Origin of the sequence: Pseudidiomarina taiwanensis (assembly GCF_003987435.1) — a bacterium.
Lineage (GTDB): Bacteria > Pseudomonadota > Gammaproteobacteria > Enterobacterales > Alteromonadaceae > Pseudidiomarina > Pseudidiomarina taiwanensis.
Map to the genome: position 1 here is coordinate 612,751 of NZ_PIQG01000001.1, position 19,209 is coordinate 631,959.

General features: G+C 49.3%; 17 protein-coding genes. 1 reads left to right on the top strand and 16 read right to left on the bottom strand.

All coding sequences use genetic code 11. The features are described 5' to 3' along the window. The first annotated feature begins 65 nt into the window (after positions 1-65). Positions 66-1,247: a trans-sulfuration enzyme family protein gene (locus tag CWI83_RS02905; RefSeq protein WP_126825463.1), complete on the top strand. Its 1,182-nt coding sequence runs from the start codon at positions 66-68 to the stop codon at positions 1,245-1,247. A gap of 19 nt (positions 1,248-1,266) precedes the next feature. Here the strand turns inward: CWI83_RS02905 and lysS are convergent, their stop codons facing one another. From lysS to ispC, 16 genes are all read right to left on the bottom strand, one after another. Continuing rightward, positions 1,267-2,775: a lysine--tRNA ligase gene (gene lysS / locus CWI83_RS02910; RefSeq protein WP_126825466.1), complete on the bottom strand. Its 1,509-nt coding sequence runs from the start codon at positions 2,773-2,775 to the stop codon at positions 1,267-1,269. Positions 2,776-2,787: 12 nt separating this feature from the next. Further along, positions 2,788-3,886 (bottom strand): peptide chain release factor 2 gene (gene prfB / locus CWI83_RS02915; protein ID WP_126825469.1). Its coding sequence is split into 2 segments (ribosomal slippage): positions 2,788-3,810 and positions 3,812-3,886, totalling 1,098 coding nucleotides; the frame shifts between segments, so codons are not numbered across the junction. Positions 3,887-3,947: 61 nt separating this feature from the next. Beyond that, complete coding sequence (recJ, locus tag CWI83_RS02920; protein WP_126825472.1) at positions 3,948-5,663, bottom strand: single-stranded-DNA-specific exonuclease RecJ; 1,716 nt, start codon at positions 5,661-5,663, stop codon at positions 3,948-3,950. A gap of 2 nt (positions 5,664-5,665) precedes the next feature. After that, positions 5,666-6,388, bottom strand: coding sequence for a bifunctional protein-disulfide isomerase/oxidoreductase DsbC (gene dsbC / locus CWI83_RS02925; protein ID WP_126825475.1), 723 nt, complete (start codon positions 6,386-6,388; stop codon positions 5,666-5,668). Positions 6,389-6,409: 21 nt separating this feature from the next. Continuing rightward, the gene (gene xerD, locus CWI83_RS02930) at positions 6,410-7,324 is read right to left on the bottom strand and encodes a site-specific tyrosine recombinase XerD (protein ID WP_126825478.1); all 915 of its coding nucleotides are present in this window, start codon (positions 7,322-7,324) and stop codon (positions 6,410-6,412) included. Next, a complete protein-coding gene (locus tag CWI83_RS02935) occupies positions 7,321-8,322 on the bottom strand; it encodes an NAD(P)H-quinone oxidoreductase (protein WP_198677230.1) in 1,002 nt (333 codons plus the stop codon). Before CWI83_RS02935 ends, xerD begins: the two co-directional genes overlap by 4 nt. Further along, the gene (locus CWI83_RS02940) at positions 8,322-9,149 is read right to left on the bottom strand and encodes a pirin family protein (protein WP_126825480.1); all 828 of its coding nucleotides are present in this window, start codon (positions 9,147-9,149) and stop codon (positions 8,322-8,324) included. The genes CWI83_RS02935 and CWI83_RS02940 overlap by 1 nt, the downstream gene beginning before the upstream one ends. Beyond that, positions 9,146-10,105, bottom strand: a complete 960-nt coding sequence (locus CWI83_RS02945) for a glutathione S-transferase family protein (protein WP_126825483.1) — start codon at positions 10,103-10,105, stop codon at positions 9,146-9,148. The genes CWI83_RS02940 and CWI83_RS02945 overlap by 4 nt, the downstream gene beginning before the upstream one ends. Positions 10,106-10,168: 63 nt before the next feature. Further along, positions 10,169-11,314, bottom strand: coding sequence for a lipid-A-disaccharide synthase (gene lpxB, locus CWI83_RS02950; RefSeq protein ID WP_126826052.1), 1,146 nt, complete (start codon positions 11,312-11,314; stop codon positions 10,169-10,171). 4 nt (positions 11,315-11,318) lie between these two features. Next, on the bottom strand, positions 11,319-12,083 hold the full coding sequence (gene lpxA, locus CWI83_RS02955; RefSeq protein WP_126825485.1) for an acyl-ACP--UDP-N-acetylglucosamine O-acyltransferase: 765 nt from the start codon (positions 12,081-12,083) through the stop codon (positions 11,319-11,321). Next, on the bottom strand, positions 12,084-12,527 hold the full coding sequence (gene fabZ, locus CWI83_RS02960) for a 3-hydroxyacyl-ACP dehydratase FabZ (protein ID WP_420849384.1): 444 nt from the start codon (positions 12,525-12,527) through the stop codon (positions 12,084-12,086). A 40-nt stretch (positions 12,528-12,567) separates the two neighbouring features. Then, positions 12,568-13,590 carry a UDP-3-O-(3-hydroxymyristoyl)glucosamine N-acyltransferase gene (gene lpxD, locus CWI83_RS02965; protein WP_126825491.1) on the bottom strand — a complete coding sequence of 341 codons (1,023 nt, stop codon included), beginning with the start codon at positions 13,588-13,590 and terminating at the stop codon, positions 12,568-12,570. Between the two features lie 3 nt (positions 13,591-13,593). Continuing rightward, the gene (locus CWI83_RS02970) at positions 13,594-14,094 is read right to left on the bottom strand and encodes an OmpH/Skp family outer membrane protein (RefSeq protein WP_157980354.1); all 501 of its coding nucleotides are present in this window, start codon (positions 14,092-14,094) and stop codon (positions 13,594-13,596) included. A 49-nt stretch (positions 14,095-14,143) separates the two neighbouring features. After that, complete coding sequence (bamA, locus tag CWI83_RS02975; protein WP_126825497.1) at positions 14,144-16,627, bottom strand: outer membrane protein assembly factor BamA; 2,484 nt, start codon at positions 16,625-16,627, stop codon at positions 14,144-14,146. Between the two features lie 37 nt (positions 16,628-16,664). Continuing rightward, positions 16,665-18,026, bottom strand: a complete 1,362-nt coding sequence (rseP, locus tag CWI83_RS02980) for a sigma E protease regulator RseP (protein ID WP_126825499.1) — start codon at positions 18,024-18,026, stop codon at positions 16,665-16,667. After that, on the bottom strand, positions 18,019-19,209 hold the full coding sequence (gene ispC, locus CWI83_RS02985; protein ID WP_126826055.1) for a 1-deoxy-D-xylulose-5-phosphate reductoisomerase: 1,191 nt from the start codon (positions 19,207-19,209) through the stop codon (positions 18,019-18,021). The genes rseP and ispC overlap by 8 nt, the downstream gene beginning before the upstream one ends.

A 19,209-nucleotide genomic window follows, 5' to 3' on the forward strand; every position in this document is an offset into this window, starting at 1 on the left:
CGGTTCATCCGCGGTTTTTTTATGCTATTGTGAAATCCTGTTCCAATCTCAGCAAAGCATCCTTTATGAGTTCAACAACGGATAAAAAGTTTTCTGCCGCAACCCTTTTGGCGCAAGCGCTCGGTCGGACTGATCCGGATACCCGTGCGGTCGTATTGCCGATGCATCCAGCCACCACCTATCTGCGTGACCCGGATAATCAATATTCAACTGGACGTATCTATTCACGCGCTGACAATCCAACCTATGAGCCCGTCGAAGCACTTTTGTGTCAGCTCGAAAATGGCGCCGATGCCCTCGTATTCGGTTCAGGCATGGCTGCCGCCACAGCCGTATTCCAAGCCCTTCAGCCGGGTGATCATATTATTGCGCCAAAGGTCATGTATTGGGCCTTACGCAACTGGCTACAGCAATTCACAGCGCGCTGGCAACTGACGCTCGATTTTGTTGATATGCGTGACTTGCAGCAGCTTGAACAGGCGATTCAACCAAGGAAAACTCGGCTGATTTGGATTGAAACGCCCGATAACCCGCTCTGGCAAGTAAGTGATATCGAAGCCATCGCCAGCCTAGCCAAAGCCCATGGCTGCCTCACCGCAGTCGACTCAACTTGTGCGACGCCACTCCTTACCCAACCTTTGAACTTGGGCGCTGATATCGTCATGCACTCCGCCACCAAATATCTCAATGGGCACTCGGACGTGATCGCAGGCGCGTTAATCAGCAAAGTCGATAGCCCATTTTGGCAAACGATTCGGTCGATACGCGCCCAACAAGGAGCCGTGCTCAGTCCCCGTGACGCCCACGAACTCCTCCGCGGTATGCGCACTCTGCATCTACGGGTCCGCGAGAGCTGTCAAAACGCGCTGTATCTTGCGACCGCGTTACAGGCGAATCCACTCGTTGCAGAAGTATTATACCCAGGCTTGCCTGAGCATCCTGATCATGCGTTGGCACAACGCCAGATGCAAGGTGGCTTCGGTGGCATGTTGTCGGTACGACTGAAGCATGGTGCTGAGGCCGCCATTGGTGTCGCCGCGCGGACTAAATTATGGAAACGCGCAACCTCACTTGGCGGGGTTGAGAGTCTTATCGAACATCGCGCCAGCATCGAAGGAGAAGGAACCCCTGTGCCAGCTGACTTATTACGCCTGTCAGCCGGAATTGAGACTGCACAAGAGTTACTCGAGGATTTTGAACAAGCCCTCGAGCTTGCCGTACAAAACATAACAAAAGAGCCGCAATAGCGGCTCTTTTGTCGTCATTTTAGGCCCGCGGGCGCATGTGTGGGAAGAGCAAGACATCTCGAATGGACGGAGAGTTGGTTAACAACATCACCAACCGATCAATGCCAATCCCCTCGCCTGCAGTTGGCGGTAAACCGTGCTCAAGCGCAGTGATGTAGTCTTCGTCATAAAACATCGCTTCATCATCACCGGCTTCTTTTTGCTCCACCTGCTGCTTAAAGCGATCCGCTTGATCTTCCGCATCATTAAGCTCCGAGAAGCCATTGGCGAGTTCACGTCCACCGACAAAGAACTCAAAGCGGTCAGTAATAAACGGATTCTCGTCATTACGGCGAGCTAACGGCGATACCTCAGCAGGATATGCAGTGATAAAGGTCGGCTGAATCAGCTTGTGCTCGGCCACTTCTTCGAAAATTTCGATTTGTACTTTGCCTAAGCCCCAGCTTGGTTTGACTTGAATCCCAAGCTTTTCGGCTAAAGCGACAGCACTCTCCATCTCGTTTAATTCCGCTGCAGAGGTTTCTGGCAAATGAGCCAGAATCGCTTCAATTACTGTCATACGTGCAAACGGTTGACTGAAGTCGTAATCATGCCCTTCACTGGTAAATTGTGCTGACCCGAGAATTTCCTCGGTCATACCGCGCAACATCTGCTCGGTTAAATCCATCAGGTCATTGTAGTCAGCATACGCCCAGTAGAACTCAAGCATCGTAAATTCTGGGTTATGCCGAGTCGAAAGCCCTTCATTGCGGAAGTTACGATTGATTTCAAATACTTTTTCAAAACCGCCGACAACCAAACGTTTCAGATAAAGTTCAGGCGCGATGCGCAAGTAGAGTTCCATATCCAAAGCATTATGATGCGTGACAAACGGCCGTGCTGTCGCACCACCAGGGATGGTCTGCATCATCGGCGTTTCAACTTCGAGGAACTGTTGTTGGGTCAAGAACCGGCGAATATAATCGACAACTTTCGAGCGCACGACAAAAGTTTGCCGCGAGGTTTCGTTGGTAATCAGATCCAAGTAGCGCTGACGATAGCGCATTTCTTGGTCTGCTAAACCGTGGAACTTATCGGGTAATGGCCGTAGCGCTTTGGTCAACAGGCGAATATCATCCACTTGCACACTTAGCTCGCCGGTACCCGTGATAAATAACGTGCCCGTCGCGCCAACGATATCGCCAAGGTCCCACTTTTTGAATTCTTCGTTGTAGAAGCCTTCTTGCAGATTATCGCGGGCAACATAGAGTTGAATTTTGCCACTCATATCTTGGATCGTCGCAAAACTCGCTTTGCCCATGATACGACGGGTCATCATTCGTCCCGCAACAGCGACACGAACACCCTTAGCGGCTAACTCCTCGCGCTCGACCTTGCCATAATCACGCTGCAGATCAGCAGCGAGACTGTCACGGCGAAAATCATTCGGAAACGCCACGCCCTTTCCGCGCAACGCCGCGAGTTTGGCTTTGCGTTGGGCGATTTGTTCGTTTACATCGACTTCAGGAGTTTGCGCTTTATCAGTCATTCTTTCGTCCTATTACAGTCCAGACTTCAGGCTCGCTTCAATGAATGGGTCTAAATCACCATCCAAAACAGCCTGCGTATTACGATTTTCTATACCCGTGCGAAGGTCTTTAATCCGCGCATCATCAAGAACATATGAGCGAATTTGACTTCCCCAACCGATATCCGATTTCGAATCTTCCAAAGCTTGCTTGTCAGCGAGTTGCTTTTGTAACTCAAATTCATAGAGCTTAGCTCGTAATTGCTTCATCGCCGCATCACGGTTTTTATGCTGTGAGCGGTCGCTTTGACACTGCACCACAATCCCAGTAGGTTCATGGGTAATCCGCACCGCAGAGTCCGTTCGGTTAACGTGCTGACCACCGGCACCGGAAGCCCGGTAAGTATCAATACGTAAGTCCGCCGGATTAATTTCAATTTCAATGTTGTCATCTACTTCGGGATATACAAACACCGATGCAAACGAAGTATGGCGGCGATTGCCCGAATCGAACGGCGATTTTCGCACTAACCGATGCACCCCGGTCTCGGTGCGCAACCAACCAAATGCATATTCTCCGCTAATATGCACCGTCGCTGATTTAATCCCAGCCACCTCGCCTTCAGAGAGTTCAGTGATTTCAGTTTTAAACTGATGGCTCTCAGCCCAGCGCAGATACATCCGCAACAGCATGTTGGCCCAATCTTGAGCTTCGGTGCCACCTGAGCCCGCCTGGATATCCAGATAACAGTCCGCGGTATCATTTTCCCCCGCAAACATACGGCGGAATTCTAAGCTCGCTAACTGTTGTTCAAGTTCCTCAAGTTCAGCTACAGCTTCTTGATAAGTCTCCTCATCATCGGCCTCGACTGCCAGTTCCACCAACCCCTCGACATCATCTAAACCTTGACCTAGGGATTCCAGCGTTTCGACCACCTGGGCCAGACTTGAACGCTCTTTACCTAAATTTTGGGCCCGCTCAGGATCATCCCATACTTGCGGGTCTTCAAGTTCGCGAGTGACCTCTTCTAGCCGTTCTTGCTTGCCAGCAAAGTCAAAGATACCCCCGAAGCGCTTCACTACGATTGCGCATTTCTTTTATCGCGACATAGGTTGCGTTAGTTTCAAACATGCTTTGTCGTCTCTCTATCCAAACTGGTCATGAGTCTCGCTCACTCTTAAGGGCGGCTATTCTACCGTACTGGACGCAAATGCTCTAGCTGTAGCTGCACAGATGTTTGCCCGCGAAAGTGATTTAATTGCACTTTATAAACGCCATATAAGCGGTTAATTGTTGGATCAGGCCATATTTGCAGATCGACATTAAAAGCAATGGCATCAATATTGACTCGCTCCTGCGTTTGCAGCACTAATTTAAGGTGTTTCTCACCAACAATGCGTTGTTGAATAATCACAAATTCATCGTCAAATAATGGCTCGGCGAATCCCTGTCCGAACGGGCCCAGACTGTATAGCTGCTGAACAAAGGGAACACTAAAACAACTTGCATCAAGGCGCCCATCTGACCAAACCACTCGCTGCAGTTGTTCAGCATCGAGCTCTTGCTCTGCTAAGGCTGACGCCAATTGCTTGAATTCTGCGTAGTGCTCGGTTGGCAGCGTAAGTCCTGCGGCCATCGCATGGCCACCAAATTTATCTATCAAACCCGGCCTTTGACTATCGATGCGTTCAATAAAGTCACGGATATGCAGCCCTGCGACTGAACGGGCAGAACCTTTCAATTCACCTTGCTCGCCTTTTGCAAAAGCAATAACGGGCCGCTGTAATTGCTCTTTCAAACGTCCTGCAACAATACCAATCACACCTTGATGCCAATTTTCCTCGAATAACACCAGTAAATTGGGAGTCGCGATATCCTTTGTGCTATAGGTTGCAACATATTGTTCCGCCTGTTCGCGCATTTCACGCTCTATTTCACGGCGTTCGCGATTAAGCTGATCAAGCTGCAAGGCAAGTTGCTGCGCACGTTCTGGATTCTCAGCCAGTAAGCACTCAATGCCAACACTGATGTCATCTAAACGTCCCGCAGCATTAATTCGCGGGCCCAGCACAAAACCAAGATCACTCGCTTGTAACTGGCTCGGTTCGCGCCCTGCTGCCGCCAATAAAGCTTTGATGCCGAGTCGACAATGGCCCGCGCGGATCCGGCGCAACCCTTGTTCGACCAAAATTCGGTTCACCGCATCAAGTTTGACGACATCGGCAACCGTACCTAAAGCGACCAAATCAAGCCAATTGGCTAGGTTCGGCACCTCATGTCCTTCACTGCGTCGCAACTGCCGCAGTGCCAACAATAGATAGAACGCCACCCCCACACCAGCAATCGATTTACTCGGAAACTGACAATCATCCCGATTAGGATTTACAATCGCTAGCGCTTTCGGCAAACTCGCGCTCGGCAAGTGGTGATCGGTCACGATGACGTCGATGCCTTGTTGTTGGGCGTAATCAATCGCACTATGGGCTGAGATCCCGTTATCCACAGTAACGATGACCTTGCTCCCTAATTTAAGCGCCTGCGCGACCACTGGCTCTGATAAACCATAACCATCACTGAAGCGGTTAGGCACCAAATAATCAACTTGAGCAGCGCCAAATGCCCGTAATGCCGACACCATCAAGGCGGTGGCCGTTGCGCCATCGGCATCAAAGTCACCACAGATACAAATCGCACTGCCCTCAGCAATCGCATCGGCGAGCCGACGTGCAGCTTTGTCAACGTCCTTGAGGTGCTGAACGGCAGGTAAACGATCGCTGGTTAATTGGAGCTGTTGCGCTTGGGTGATCCCCCGCCGCGCCAAAATCAACCGCAGTGGGGTCGGCAGCTCATTCGGCAACTGGGAAATATCGACGTCATCAGCGCGTCGTTTTACCTCAAACTCAATCATTGTTACTGATTGAGCTTCTCAAGCTCTTGGATTAACGCCTGCGGCTGAGCATAGCCAGGAATCAATTGACCATTCGGTAGAATAATTGCTGGAGTACCACTTACTCCAAACTTGCGGCCTAACGCATAATGCTCAGCGACTGGATCATCACAGCTCGCGGCAAGTAACCGATCATCTTGCTTGGCCGCAGTCAGCGCTTGCTGAGGATCATCTGCACACCAGACCGAGCGTAATTGGTTCGCCGCACTGCTTTGCATCCCGTTACGCGGGTACGCCAAGTAGCGAATGCTAATTCCTAGCTCATTATACTCGTCAACACGCTGATGCAATTGCCGGCAATAGCCGCAACTAGGATCAGTAAATACCGTCACCACAAAGCGCTCATCTGCCGCATTAAAGTCGATGGTTTGGTCCTTCACCGTAGCTAAATCCTGTTGCCGCATTTGATTCAGGGCAAGATCGCTTAGGTTCACCGGCTCGCCTTGGGTGATGTCAAAAATACGACCACTGATCAAACGTTCACCATCGGCGCTGACATAAATCAAGCCACGGTCGGTCATCACTTCGAGTAATCCAGCAACCGGACTGTCTGCAACACTGGTGACCGTAAACCCAAGTTGTTCAACATAACGGGCATCAAAATCAACCTCTTCAGCGCCCGAAGAAGGCTGCGGGGAACAGGCCAGCAAGCCAATTAAACAAGATAAAATAACAACTTTTTTCATAACAACCTTCTTGTTTTAGAATTAACCTCGTGGATGGTGGCTAGCATGTAACTGCTGCAACCTTTCTCGTGCCACGTGTGTATAGATTTGGGTGGTCGAAACATCACTATGACCAAGCAACATCTGCAATACCCGTAAATCCGCCCCATGGTTTAATAAGTGGGTCGCAAACGCATGCCGCAAAGTATGCGGCGACAATGCTGAACGAATATCAGCTTGTTGCGCATAATACTTGATCCTATGCCAAAATGCTTGACGCGTTAAAGGACCACCCCGCCGGGTAATAAATATAAAATCGCTCGACCCCGAGAACAACTCAGGCCGCGCCTCCTTGAGATAACTTTGTAAGCTATTCAGTGCTTCTTCACCGAGAGGCACAAGCCGCTCTTTGTTGCCTTTACCGACGACTTTGAGCAACTCTTGACTGAAGTTTACTTGATTAAATTGCAACTGAACCAGCTCAGTCACCCGCAGGCCGGTGGCATAAAGCACCTCGAGCATAGCGCGATCACGGTGTTGAACCGGGTCCGCCAAATTTGGACTGTCGAGCAACGCTTCAACTTCTGCTTCCGTTAAGGTTTTTGGAATCTGTTGAGGCTGTTTGGGGCGCTGTAAATTCTGAGTCGGGTCGTAATCGATCCAGCCACTTTTGCGCGCGAACTGATAAAACTTTTTCAGTGCACTCATAGCGCGTGAGGTACTGCGCGGCGAAAAGCCTTGTTGTCGACGCCAGAGCATAAACGCTTCAATATCAGCGACGGCTGCAGCAAGCAAATGCTGTCTCCGCTGCCCGGCTAAAAACCGCTCTACATGGCGCAGATCACTCTGATAAGCGCTCAAAGTGTTTTGACTCACACCTTGATTAAGCCAAAGTCGATCAAGAAATTGTTCGATTTGTTGATCCACCTCGGCGGCAATTGGAGTTGCTTTGCTCACTCCTGAACCTCTGCTAATTGGCTCATGTCTATCACTAATTTACCACAATTGAGTTGCTGTTCGAGCTGCGCAAACGCTGTTGCGACCTCATTCGCGGCAAATACTTCAGGCGTTCTCGGTTGCAGTCGATGCGCGATCAATGGCCACACCTGCTGCCGCAGTTGCCTTACAATTTCCGCTTTACGGGCAGCGGATTGTGAACGCAAAGTACTGCCAATGATCGACTGTCGCTTGATCAACAAGCGACCGGTATCAATACTTGCCGAGCGCCCGCCCAATAAACCAATCACCACAATGCGACCGTCCTGGTGTAGGACGTGCTGATCCCATTGCAAATAGTCCCCAGCAACAGGGTCGAGAATGACATCCACCCCACCCCAGTCTTTGACTGCTTGGACAAAGCTACCCTGCTGACGGTTCCAAACTAAATCTGCGCCAAGCTCGCGGACCCATTGCGCTTTATTCTCTGAGCCCACAGTTGTCGCACATTCATAACCTAAACAGGTGAGTAATTGCAGCGCTGCACTGCCGACTCCGCTCGCACCTGCATGAATAAGAACCCGTTCTGATGGTTTTAATTGCGCCAGCATAAAAAGGTTAAACCAAACCGTCGCATACACTTCGCAAAGTCCAGCAGCAGTGGCAAGCGTTACCTCTGCTGGACGCGCTAACACCTGATCTGCGCTAACACAAACATATTCAGCCAAACCACCGCCACTGAGCAACGCGCAAACTTCGGTTCCGGGAGTCAATGTGTCGACAGCGGCTCCGCATGCAACAACTTCACCACTGACCTCAAGTCCCAACACATCGGTAACTCCAGCTGGTGGCGGATACAGCCCCTGTGCTTGCATTAAATCAGCGCGATTGAGCCCTGCATAAGCCGTTTTAATTAAGACTTGGTTCGGCTTCGGTGTGGGTCGAGGGACGCGCTGCCAAATCACTTGCTTGGCCTCCGCGCGCAACGCCCACATGGTTTGCGAGAGCTCTACAGTCATTACAAATGCAACCGGTTCGCGCGGTAATCGGCTATCGCTTGATGAATTTCAGCCTCAGTATTCATTACAAACGGACCATATTGGGCGATGGGCTCACCAATCGGCTCCGCTGCCAATAAGATGGCTCGTCCCTCATTGATACTTTGCAACGCTAATGCATCCGTCTCATTTAAACGCACCAGTTCGCCTTGGCTGAGCGTGGTTCCGTTTAATTCCAGCTCACCTTGATACACATACAGCAAACGACAACGATGCTGTTGGCTGGCTAGTTTCAGTTCAGTTGTTGCAGCCGGTCGAATATCGAGCATTAAAAATCGCTGCTCAGGCTGCTGGATAGGCGCTTTTAAGCCTTCATACTCACCGCCAACAACGATCACTTGATGCTCGCCTTGATGCCAGACAGGGAGCGCGTGGGCAGGATAATCAGCCCAATCTGGGGCGGTCATTTTTTCCGCGGCGGGCAAGTTAATCCAGAGTTGGAAGCCCCACATTAACCCACTCTCTTGCTTGGGCATTTCCGCGTGAATAATGCCGCGCGCAGCTTTCATCCATTGCGCTCCACCACTTTCAACCACGCCTTTATTGCCTTTCGAGTCTTGATGCTCCATGCGACCTGCAAGCATATAAGTTAAGGTCACAAACCCCCGGTGTGGGTGTGGTGGAAAGCCCGCGATGTAATCATTCGGGTCATCCGAACGAAACTCATCAAGCATTAAAAATGGGTCCTGATAACGCAATTGCGGTTGATTAATGATCCGCGTCAACTTTACTCCAGCACCATCTTGAGCTGGGATACCTCGATAACGTCCGAGAATAAGTTCACTCATAAAATTTGCCCTCTGTTATGAGGCTGCGAAAAATCGAGGTCGGGCCCCTTTGGTACCAACTGATTGGCATTAATCATCGGATGGCTACCATAATAATGTTGTTTAATATCAGCCATGACTGTGGTTTCCGCAATCCCCGGCACCTGATACAGCGCCCGCACGTAATCCCATAAATTAGGATAATCAATAATCCGCTTGCGATTGGTTTTAAAATGACTGTAATAGACTGCATCAAAGCGAACTAACGTAGTAAACAAACGCCAGTCGGCCTCTGTCAGTTGATCGCCAACTAAAAAGCGTTGCTGGGCTAATTTTTGTTCTAATTCATCAAGTGCCGAAAACAGGCGGTCATACTCTTCTTCATAGACAGATTGCTCGGTTGCAAAACCACATTTATAGACACCATTATTGATGTGTTCATAAACAAATGCGTTGATGTCATCAATTTCTGTCCGCTTCGATTCGGGATAAAAATCGAGAGTATTCCCGGTAATCGCATCAAATTCAGAATTGAACATACGGATAATATCCGCCGACTCATTGCTCACGACCGTATGTTGTTGACTATCCCACAATACCGGAACCGTCACACGACCGCTGTATTCTGGGTTCGCTTGGCAATATAACTGGTGTAAGTACGCATGCTGATGTAACTGATCGCCATAGCCTTGTTGTGGCGCAAATTCCCAGCCATTTTCCAGCATCAGAGGATGGACCACGCTGACATCAATATGCTTTTCAAGACCTTTTAACTTGCGGAAAATAAGCGTTCGATGCGCCCAAGGACAAGCGTATGAGACATAAAGGTGGTAGCGTTTGGATTGCGCTGGGAAGTCAGCATCAGCGTCCGCCTCCACCCAATTCCGGAATTGTGCAGCACTGCGTTCGAAGCGTCCGCCTGTTGCATCAGTGTCATACCATTGATCGTGCCACTTCCCTTCGATCAGCAGTCCCATATATTATCCTCCTTCGCTACAACCAGAATTGCTTAGGATTACGCAATTTGCAGCGAAACTTGATCACTTTGCGATAAGTTGTGCAACCACTGCGGCACTGCGTTTACTGGCATCAACCTTCAGTTGTTTATGTAAATTTAAGAACTTCTGCTGCAGTTGACTTTGATCCGTCGCTAATTGTTGCCACAATAGCTCGGCCAAATGCTCTGGTGTGGCCTGCTGCTGCACCACCTCTGGCACTAACTTGCTATCCGCCAGTAAGTTGGGCAGGCTGAAAAACCTCGCTTTGAACATCCGCTTGATAATCTGATATGACAGCCAATTAAATTTGTACGCGACCACCATCGGCCGCTTATAGAGTAACGCTTCGAGTGTAACGGTTCCGGATGTGAGCAACACCGCGTCAGCCGCTTCGAGTACTTGTCGCGCTCCCCCCTCAACAATATGTAACGGGAGTTCAGGGGCGTGTTGTTGCCATAATTGCTCAAACTGCTGGCGTCGACTCGAACTGACCATGGGCACTAAAAACTGCAGTTGCGGGTCGCGCTGATGCAAGCGCATCGCGGTTGCTAAAAAAATCGGCCCTAACCGCGCTATCTCACCGGCTCGAGAGCCAGGCAGAAGACCGAGTACTGTCTGTTGCGGATCCAGTTGGAGCGCAGCTCGCGCCTGGTCACGATGTGGTAATAATGGGATCTCATCAGCGAGGGGATGCCCCACAAAAGTTGCCGCAAGTTGGTGCTGGTCATAAAACTGTTTTTCGAAAGGTAACAAACATAAGACATGATCAACGGCTTGCTTGATTCCTTTGATTCGACCTTGCCGCCATGCCCAGACCGATGGGCTAACATAGTGAACCGTCTTGATCCCTTGGCGCTTAAGCTTCTTAGCAATCGGCAGGTTAAAATCTGGCGCATCGATACCGACAAATACATCGGGTTGCGCTGCCAATATCTCAGCCACGATATGGGAGCGATGTTTGAGCAGTTTAGGTAAGCTTCGCAACACTTCGGCCAAGCCCATTACCGCCAAATCCTCCATCGGGACGAGGCTCGATAACCCCATAGCAGCCATCTTAGGACCACCCACCCCAATAAAACGACAGTGCGGATATAATTGTTGCAACTGTTCCATCAAACCAGCGCCGAGCAGGTCACCCGAATGTTCGCCGGCAATAATCGCAATAACTGGCTCAGTTGAGGAAGACATGACTTCAGCGAATAATGCCACGGCGACTGTTTTGAACGAACTCAATCAGCGGTTCAAGTTCAGCCGCTTGTACCTGTTCGAGTTGCGCAACCGCCTCTGTGACCGTTAACCCACTCCGATAGAGGGTTTTAAACGCGCGCTTGATAGTCATGATTTGCGCTGAGCTAAACCCTCGACGCTTTAATCCTTCACTATTGATGGTGCGTGGCACGGCATTGTGTCCTTGCGCCATGATATATGGCGGCACATCTTGCACCACCACTGAGTTCACCGCAGTAAAGGCATGTGCGCCAATGTGGCAAAATTGATGAACGCCAGTAAAACCACCTAGAATCGCCCAATCGCCCACATGCACATGGCCCGCAAGAGTGGTATTGTTGGCTAATATGACGTTGTCCCCGACCATACAATCATGGGCAACGTGGACATAGGCCATCAATAAATTATTCGAGCCAATCGCCGTTAAACCTTGATCCTGGACGGTGCCACGATGAATCGTCACACACTCTCGAATAATATTATCGTCACCAATTTCGAGTCGAGTTGGTTCACCCGCGTATTTTTTGTCCTGACAATCCTCGCCAACCGAGGCAAATTGGAAAATTTTATTGCGTTTACCAAGGCGAGTGGGACCACGCAGCACCACATGCGGGCCAATATCGCATTCGTCACCAATTTCGACATCTGCTCCAATAATCGAATATGGACCGACTCGAACATCCCGTCCGAGTTTTGCTTTAGGATCAATAATTGCGGTTGAATGGATCACTTAAGTCTCTCTTCTTGCACAAATAATGTCAGCACTACAAGCCAACTCACCGGCGACTTCAGCACGGCCTTTAAAGACCCAAATTCCGCGCCGTTCTTTTTCGAAGGTCACTTTTAAATCAAGTGTGTCACCGGGTAATACCTGGCGTTTGAAACGAGCGTTATCGACCCCAGCGAACAAATATAAATCGTTCTTACCCGGACTACTTTCCGTAATTTTGAAACCGAGTAACCCCGCTGCTTGCGCCATTGCTTCAAGTAATAACACACCAGGGAAAATTGGGTTTTCTGGAAAATGCCCGGTAAAAATTGGTTCATTAACGGTCACATTTTTTACCGCATGAATCATTGACTGACCGTCGCATGAAACGACTTTATCAACCAATAAAAAAGGATAACGATGCGGCAGCAACCGCATGATCTCTTTTATCTCAAAGGCACCCATTGCAGTATCCAAAGTCATCTCCAAAATTTATTTCTAATTATTATTTTTCGTTTAGTTTTTCGAGTGTTTTAACACGCTGAAAAAGTTGGTCTAACTGCCGGTACCGCGCCCCGTTTTTCAACCATTCACGATGTGGGGCAGCGGGTATACCTGAGGCATAAACGCCCGGTTCAGTAATCCCCTTAATCACCATTGCAAAGCCCATAATTTGGACGTCATCACAAATTTCAATATGACCATTGATGGCGCTTGCACCACCAATCATACAGCGCTTACCAATTCGACAACTGCCGGCGAGAACGGTACAGCCCGCGAGCGCAGTATCTTCATCGATAAAGACATTATGAGCGATCTGACATTGGTTATCGATAATACAGCCGTTACTGATCACGGTATCATCAAGTGCACCGCGGTCCACTGTGGTACTGGCACCAATTTCAACTCGGTCACCAATAATCACCCGCCCTAATTGTGGAATTTTAACCCACTTACCGCTATCGTTCGCCCAGCCAAAGCCATCCGCACCAATCACCGCACCACTATGGAGCAAACAATCTGCGCCGATAATACAACGATGATAAACCGTCACATTTGACCACAACTTGGTTCCTGCGCCGATCTTGGTTTCAGCACCGATATAACAGCCAGCACCGATTTGCACGTTATCACCAACAACTGCACCTGCTTCAATCACTACATTCGCAGCAATCGCGACATTATTGCCAAGCACCACGTCAGCTGCTATTTGAGCACTTGGATGGATTCCAACGGCCGCTGCAGCGGGTGTGGTATCGAGCAACTGTGCAACCCGCGCAAAGCCAGCATACGGATTGCGCATTCGCAGTGCCGATAAGTGCTCTGGGACATTAACGTCAGGCGCAACGATAATGGCAGAAGCCGCCGTTTGCTCAACTTGACTGCGATATTTTTCGTTGGCTAAAAATGCAATTTGCCCCGGCTGAGCCGAGGCAAGTGTTGCGACGCCGGTGATGGTAATCGCACCATCACCTTGCACTTCAGCTCCAATGGCCTCAGCCAATTGCTGTAAAGTGAACGCCTGCATAACTTAGTTACCTGTCATTTTATCGATAACTTCTTGCGTTAATTCGTGTGCTTCGCTGACATAAGCGACCGCTGTTGCCTGGACTACTAAGTCATACTGCATTTCTTGAGCCAATGACTGTGCCGCACGCGCAATTTCCATCATCAATTTATCACGCTCTTCACCAAGACGACGATTCATGTCTTCCCGCAAAGCACGAACTTTCAACTGATATGCAGACTCTTGCAATTCAAAATCACGGCCGAGCTGGACCTTCTCATTGTTCGACATGATTGACGCGTCACGCTGCTGCTTCTCACGCATCTCGTTCAGCTTATCTTCAATTCCCTGCACTTCTTCAATGCGTGCTTTGAACTCTTCTTGAATAGTGGTTTCAAGGGCTCGCGCTTGTGGCAAGTTTTGGAATACCCCTTGGAAATTCACCACACCAATTTTCTGCTGTGCTTCCGCGGCATTTGCGAACATTGCCGTTGATAACAGTAATGCGGCGATTGTTGTCTTCATTAAAACTTTCACTCGTATACTCCTTAAAGCTTGTCGTACTGTGTCAAATTTAGAATGTTGAACCAAAGTTGAAGGTGAACATCTGAGTGCGATCATCTTCTTGTTTTTTCAGTGCACTACCGAACGATAAGGTAATCGGTCCCATCGGCGATATCCATTGTACCGCAAGCCCGGCCGAGACCCGATAGTCACTCGGTGAACTATAATCTCGCAAAGCATAAGAGCTGTTAACCAACTGCAAATCTTTGTAAGTGTCATAGTCGAATTCTGTATCCCAAACACTACCCACGTCAACATACAGGCTAGTACGCACACTATTACGCGATTCTTCCTTGATCAATGGGGTTGGGAAAATAAGTTCAAATCCGCCCGAGAACATGGCATTACCCCCCACTGAGAATTGGCTTACCGCCAAAGTATCAGCGCCTGGACCTACCGGCAAGTCCGATGGAATCCCACCAAAGCCGCCATAGCCATCAATTGCCTGCGGATAACGATAAATTGCACGCGGACCAACTGTATTGGCCTCAAAACCACGCAGCGTATCATTCCCACCAAGGCGGAAGTTTTCATAGAATGGGAAGAGATATTCATTCCCCTTATCGTCTTCTCCATAACCATTACCATAGCCTAGGTTAAGGCGACTCACGAGCACAAAGTTGTGTGAATCTGTTAATGGCCAGTAATGCTTAAAGTCATAGCTAACCCGGAAGTAATTCACATCACTAAAAGGAGCCACAACGTCTAAACTGACGCGATTTGAAGTTCCCGCAGTTGGGAATACCCTGCGGTTTAAGGTAACTCGACCATAACCGAGAGATAGTTCATAAATATCAAAAGCAACCCCAGAATTAGGATCTTGGGTATCTAAGTAGGGTTGATAGAACTGACTAACCTGCTCGTAGCCTTCCACATTGGTGACTTCTTCATTACGATACATGGCACCAATATTAATACTACTGACTTCATTAATCGGGAAGCCAATACTACCGCCCAAGCCATATTGAGTCTTGTTGTAACGAATTAAGTTCGCTTGGTTACCCGCGTCAAACTCATTGAGATAAATTTGACCGGATAAGTTGATGCCGTCTTTGGTGAAGTATCGGTCAGTGTATGACAGACTCAGCGAGCGACTAAAACGGTTCGTATTAAGATTAATCGCTGCGCGGTTACCGGTACCCAAGAAGTTATCCTGTGCCACGCCAAGCCCAAGTTGCAAGCCTGAGTAGTCACCGTAACCAAACATAAAGTCAAATGAACCTGAAGGTTGCTCTTTGACGGTGAAATTAACATCCACTAGGTCATCGCGACCATCGACACGCTGGGTATCGGACTCGACCGTTTCGAAAAACCCAAGCCGTTCGAGTCGAACTTTACTCTGCTCAATCGCTGCCTCATTCAACGGTGCACCTTCGAGTTGGCGCATTTCACGACGGAGAACTTCATCCATGGTGGTGATGTTACCGCTAAAATTAATCCGGTTGACATACACTCGCTTGCCTGGGTTCACTGAGAAAATCAGGTCAACTTCGCCTTCAGTTTCAGTGAGCTCTGGAATCACCCGAACCTCGGGATATGCATAGCCATAACGACCATAGAATTTCGCAATCAGTTCTTCCAAATAGGTGATACTGGCAGCATTGTACTGGGTTCCAGCTTCAATCTTAGTGAGCCGCTCCAGTGCTTCATCGTGACCTCTGAGGTCACCAATCACGCGCGTTTCACGAATCGTGTAGATCTCGCCTTCATCCACGTTAATGGTCACGTAAATCCCTTTTCGGTCAGGGGTTAGCGTGACTTGTACCGACTCAATTGTGAATTGTAAATAACCACGATCCTTGTAAAAAGACTCGAGCGTTTCAAGATCGCCGCTCAACTGTTGTTTTTGATAGCGCCGCTCACCAATGATATTCCACCACGGCAGCGAGTCTTTCAGTTCTAACGTAGAAAGTAACTCTTCATCGCTAAATTTGCGGTTACCGACAATGTTAATTTGTTGAATTTCAGCCGACTCACCTTCTTCAAAATCGATTTCAACACGGACTCGATTACGCGGCAGATTGACCACGTTGACGCTGATATCAGCATCGTACTTACCGATACTGTGATAGAACTCAGCAAGCCCCGTCTCGATGCTAGAAATGGTGGTTAGATCAAGTGGCTCGCCTTCGACTAGCCCTTGTTCAGTAAGACTTTCTTCGAGTTGCTCGTCTTTGATGTCTTTATTGCCATCGAAGGTAATTGAGCTGATTGTAGGTCGCTCACTGACTTCGAATATAATGGTATTGCCATCACGCTTCACCACCACATTATCAAAATGTGTTGATGAGTAGAGCGAACGAATACTGTTACGAATCGTACTGTCGTTTACCGTATCACCAACCCGCACTGGGATATAAGTAAGCGCTGCGCCAAGTGCTACACGTTGTAGCCCGCGCACACGGATATCTTCGACAACAAACGGTTCTGCGCTATACGCAGGCATTGCGGCCCCCGCCATAAGGGCGGCCAAGAACAGCTTTTTCAAGGTCATTCTGTGCTACTTAATTTTTTATGTTGTAAATGTCGCTTCATGAAACAAGACGTAAAATATCGTTACTAATCGCAATTGCCATCAAAGCAAAGATTAATGCGCCACCGATACGATAAGCAATTTCTTGCGTCCGTTCGGATACTGGGCGCCCTTTTAATTTTTCCAGTCCCAAAAAAACCAGATGTCCACCGTCTAATACCGGTAATGGTAACAGATTAATGATACCGAGATTAACACTGATAAGGGCGAGAAACCCTAAAAAATATACCAAACCATAGCTTGCTGAGACACCTGCACCCTCTGCAATCGCCACTGGCCCGCTCAGGTGCTTAATTGAAACCGTTCCGGTAACCAATTTACCAAGCATCTCAACACTTAGGGTCATCAACCGCCAAGTGTGCTGCGCTCCCTCCACAAGTCCATCTAAAGGGCCATAGCGATGGACAAACTGATAAGCTTCAGGATACGGCTCAAGACTCGGAACCACCCCCAAGTAACCCAGTTCTTGTGCATCCGTAGTCGGTTGCCGACGCCCCAGGCTTACCTCGAGAGTTTGCCGTTGAGAATCTCGCTCGACCTCAAACACAAGCGTTCTACCCGGGTTTTGCCCGATAAACTCCTGAGTTTGAGACCAGTCGCTCATAAGAGTTCCATCGATGCGAATAATTTTATCGCCAACTTCCAATCCAGCGGCTGCGGCTGGCGAATTTTCAGCAATTTGAGCTAGAACTTGAGTCGGTTGTGGGCGGAAAGGCTCTATCCCTAATTGACGAAACGTTGCGACTTGTTCATCACTTAATCGCCAACCTTCAAGGTCAAGCTGATAGCGACTGGTTCGCCCACTAGGGAGTCGTAATTCGAGCTCAGCTGTGTCCTGCCCAATTGCTCCAGCAAAGGCGAGATTCACCTCTTGCCAATCACGGGTTGGTACGCCATCAATACCAATAATTTCAGCATTAACAGGGAGCTCTGCAGCTGCAGCAATAGAATTACTTTGGACACTGCCGATCACAGGTTTAACCGTTGGCACGCCAATCAAATACATGCCCCACAGCACCACTATAGCGAGTAAAAAATTAGCCAATGGCCCGGCTGCGATAATCGCCGCGCGTTGCCCAATGGATTTACTATTAAAACTCAGCGGACGGTCAGCTTCTGCGACTTCATCGACGCGTTCATCGAGCATTTGCACATAACCGCCGAGCGGAATCCGAGCGACCTGATACAAGGTTCCGTCTTGGCCCATGCGGCTCCAGATCGGTTTGCCAAAACCTACCGAAAATTTAAGGACTTTCACACCGTTTTTACGCGCGACCCAAAAATGACCGAATTCATGAAAAGTGACCAGAATTCCGAGGGTAACGACAAGTGCTAATAGTGACCAAATGACTTCAAACATTCGCTCTTTGTTCCATGACTTCTTGCGCGTAACGCCGCGCCTGTTGATCAATTGCAAGCACGTCTTCCAAAGCTGTGACATGCGCTGCACTTGATTGTTCCAGCACCCGCTCACAAATTTGGCTGATCTGAGTAAATTTAATCTTACCGGCTAAAAACGCCGCAACCGCCACTTCATTGGCTGCATTTAAACTTGTGGTGGCCCACTGCCCTTCCCAACACGCTTGTTGGGCGAGAAATAAGCACGGATAGCGCGCCGGTTCTGCTTGCGCAAAGGTCAATTGTGCCACCTGAGAGAAATCCAATGCTGCTACGCCGCTCTCAAGCCGCTGCGGATAACTCAAACAGTGCGCAATTGGCGTGCGCATATCTGCTTGACCCATTTGAGCGATGACCGAGCCATCGGCATAACTCACCATTGAATGAATCACGCTTTGCGGGTGTAACAACACTTCGAGTTGCTGCGGTTGACAGTTAAACAGCCAACGCGCCTCGATATACTCTAAGCCTTTATTCAACATAGTTGCCGAATCAACGGATATTTTTCGACCCATGTCCCAATTTGGATGGGCGCAGGCAGCGGCCGGAGTTTGCTCCGCAAGTGCCGCGACCGGTAATTCACGAAAAGGGCCACCTGAACCTGTCAGCAATATTTTGTGGACCCCTGCCGCGGCCAAGTCGACTAGCCCTAACTGCTGCGCTGATTCAGGCAGACATTGGAAGATCGCGTTGTGCTCGCTATCGACTGGAAGCAGTTGGGCCTGATGGCGGGTCACCGCATCCATAAACAACTGACCACTCATAACTAAGGCTTCTTTATTGGCAAGCAATACTTTCTTACCCGCTTCAACTGCCGCGAGCGTCGGTAGCAGTCCGGCTGCGCCAACAATCGCCGCCATCACAATGTCGACATCGCCAGCACTGGCAACTTCACACAAACCCTCGCTACCGGCTAAAACCTTGGTTGTGCGGCCCGTTAATTGCGCCGTCAAAGCTTGTGCAGCAGTCGGGTCTGCCATCACCGCGTAGCGCGGCCGAAATTGCTCGCAGAGCTTGCCCATAGCGTCAACATTGGTCGCGGCGGTGAGGGCGAATACTTCAAACTGCTCGGGATGCGCGGCAAGTACGTTTAATGTGCTCTGCCCAATCGAGCCGGTGGCACCTAAAATCGTGACAGCTTTCAT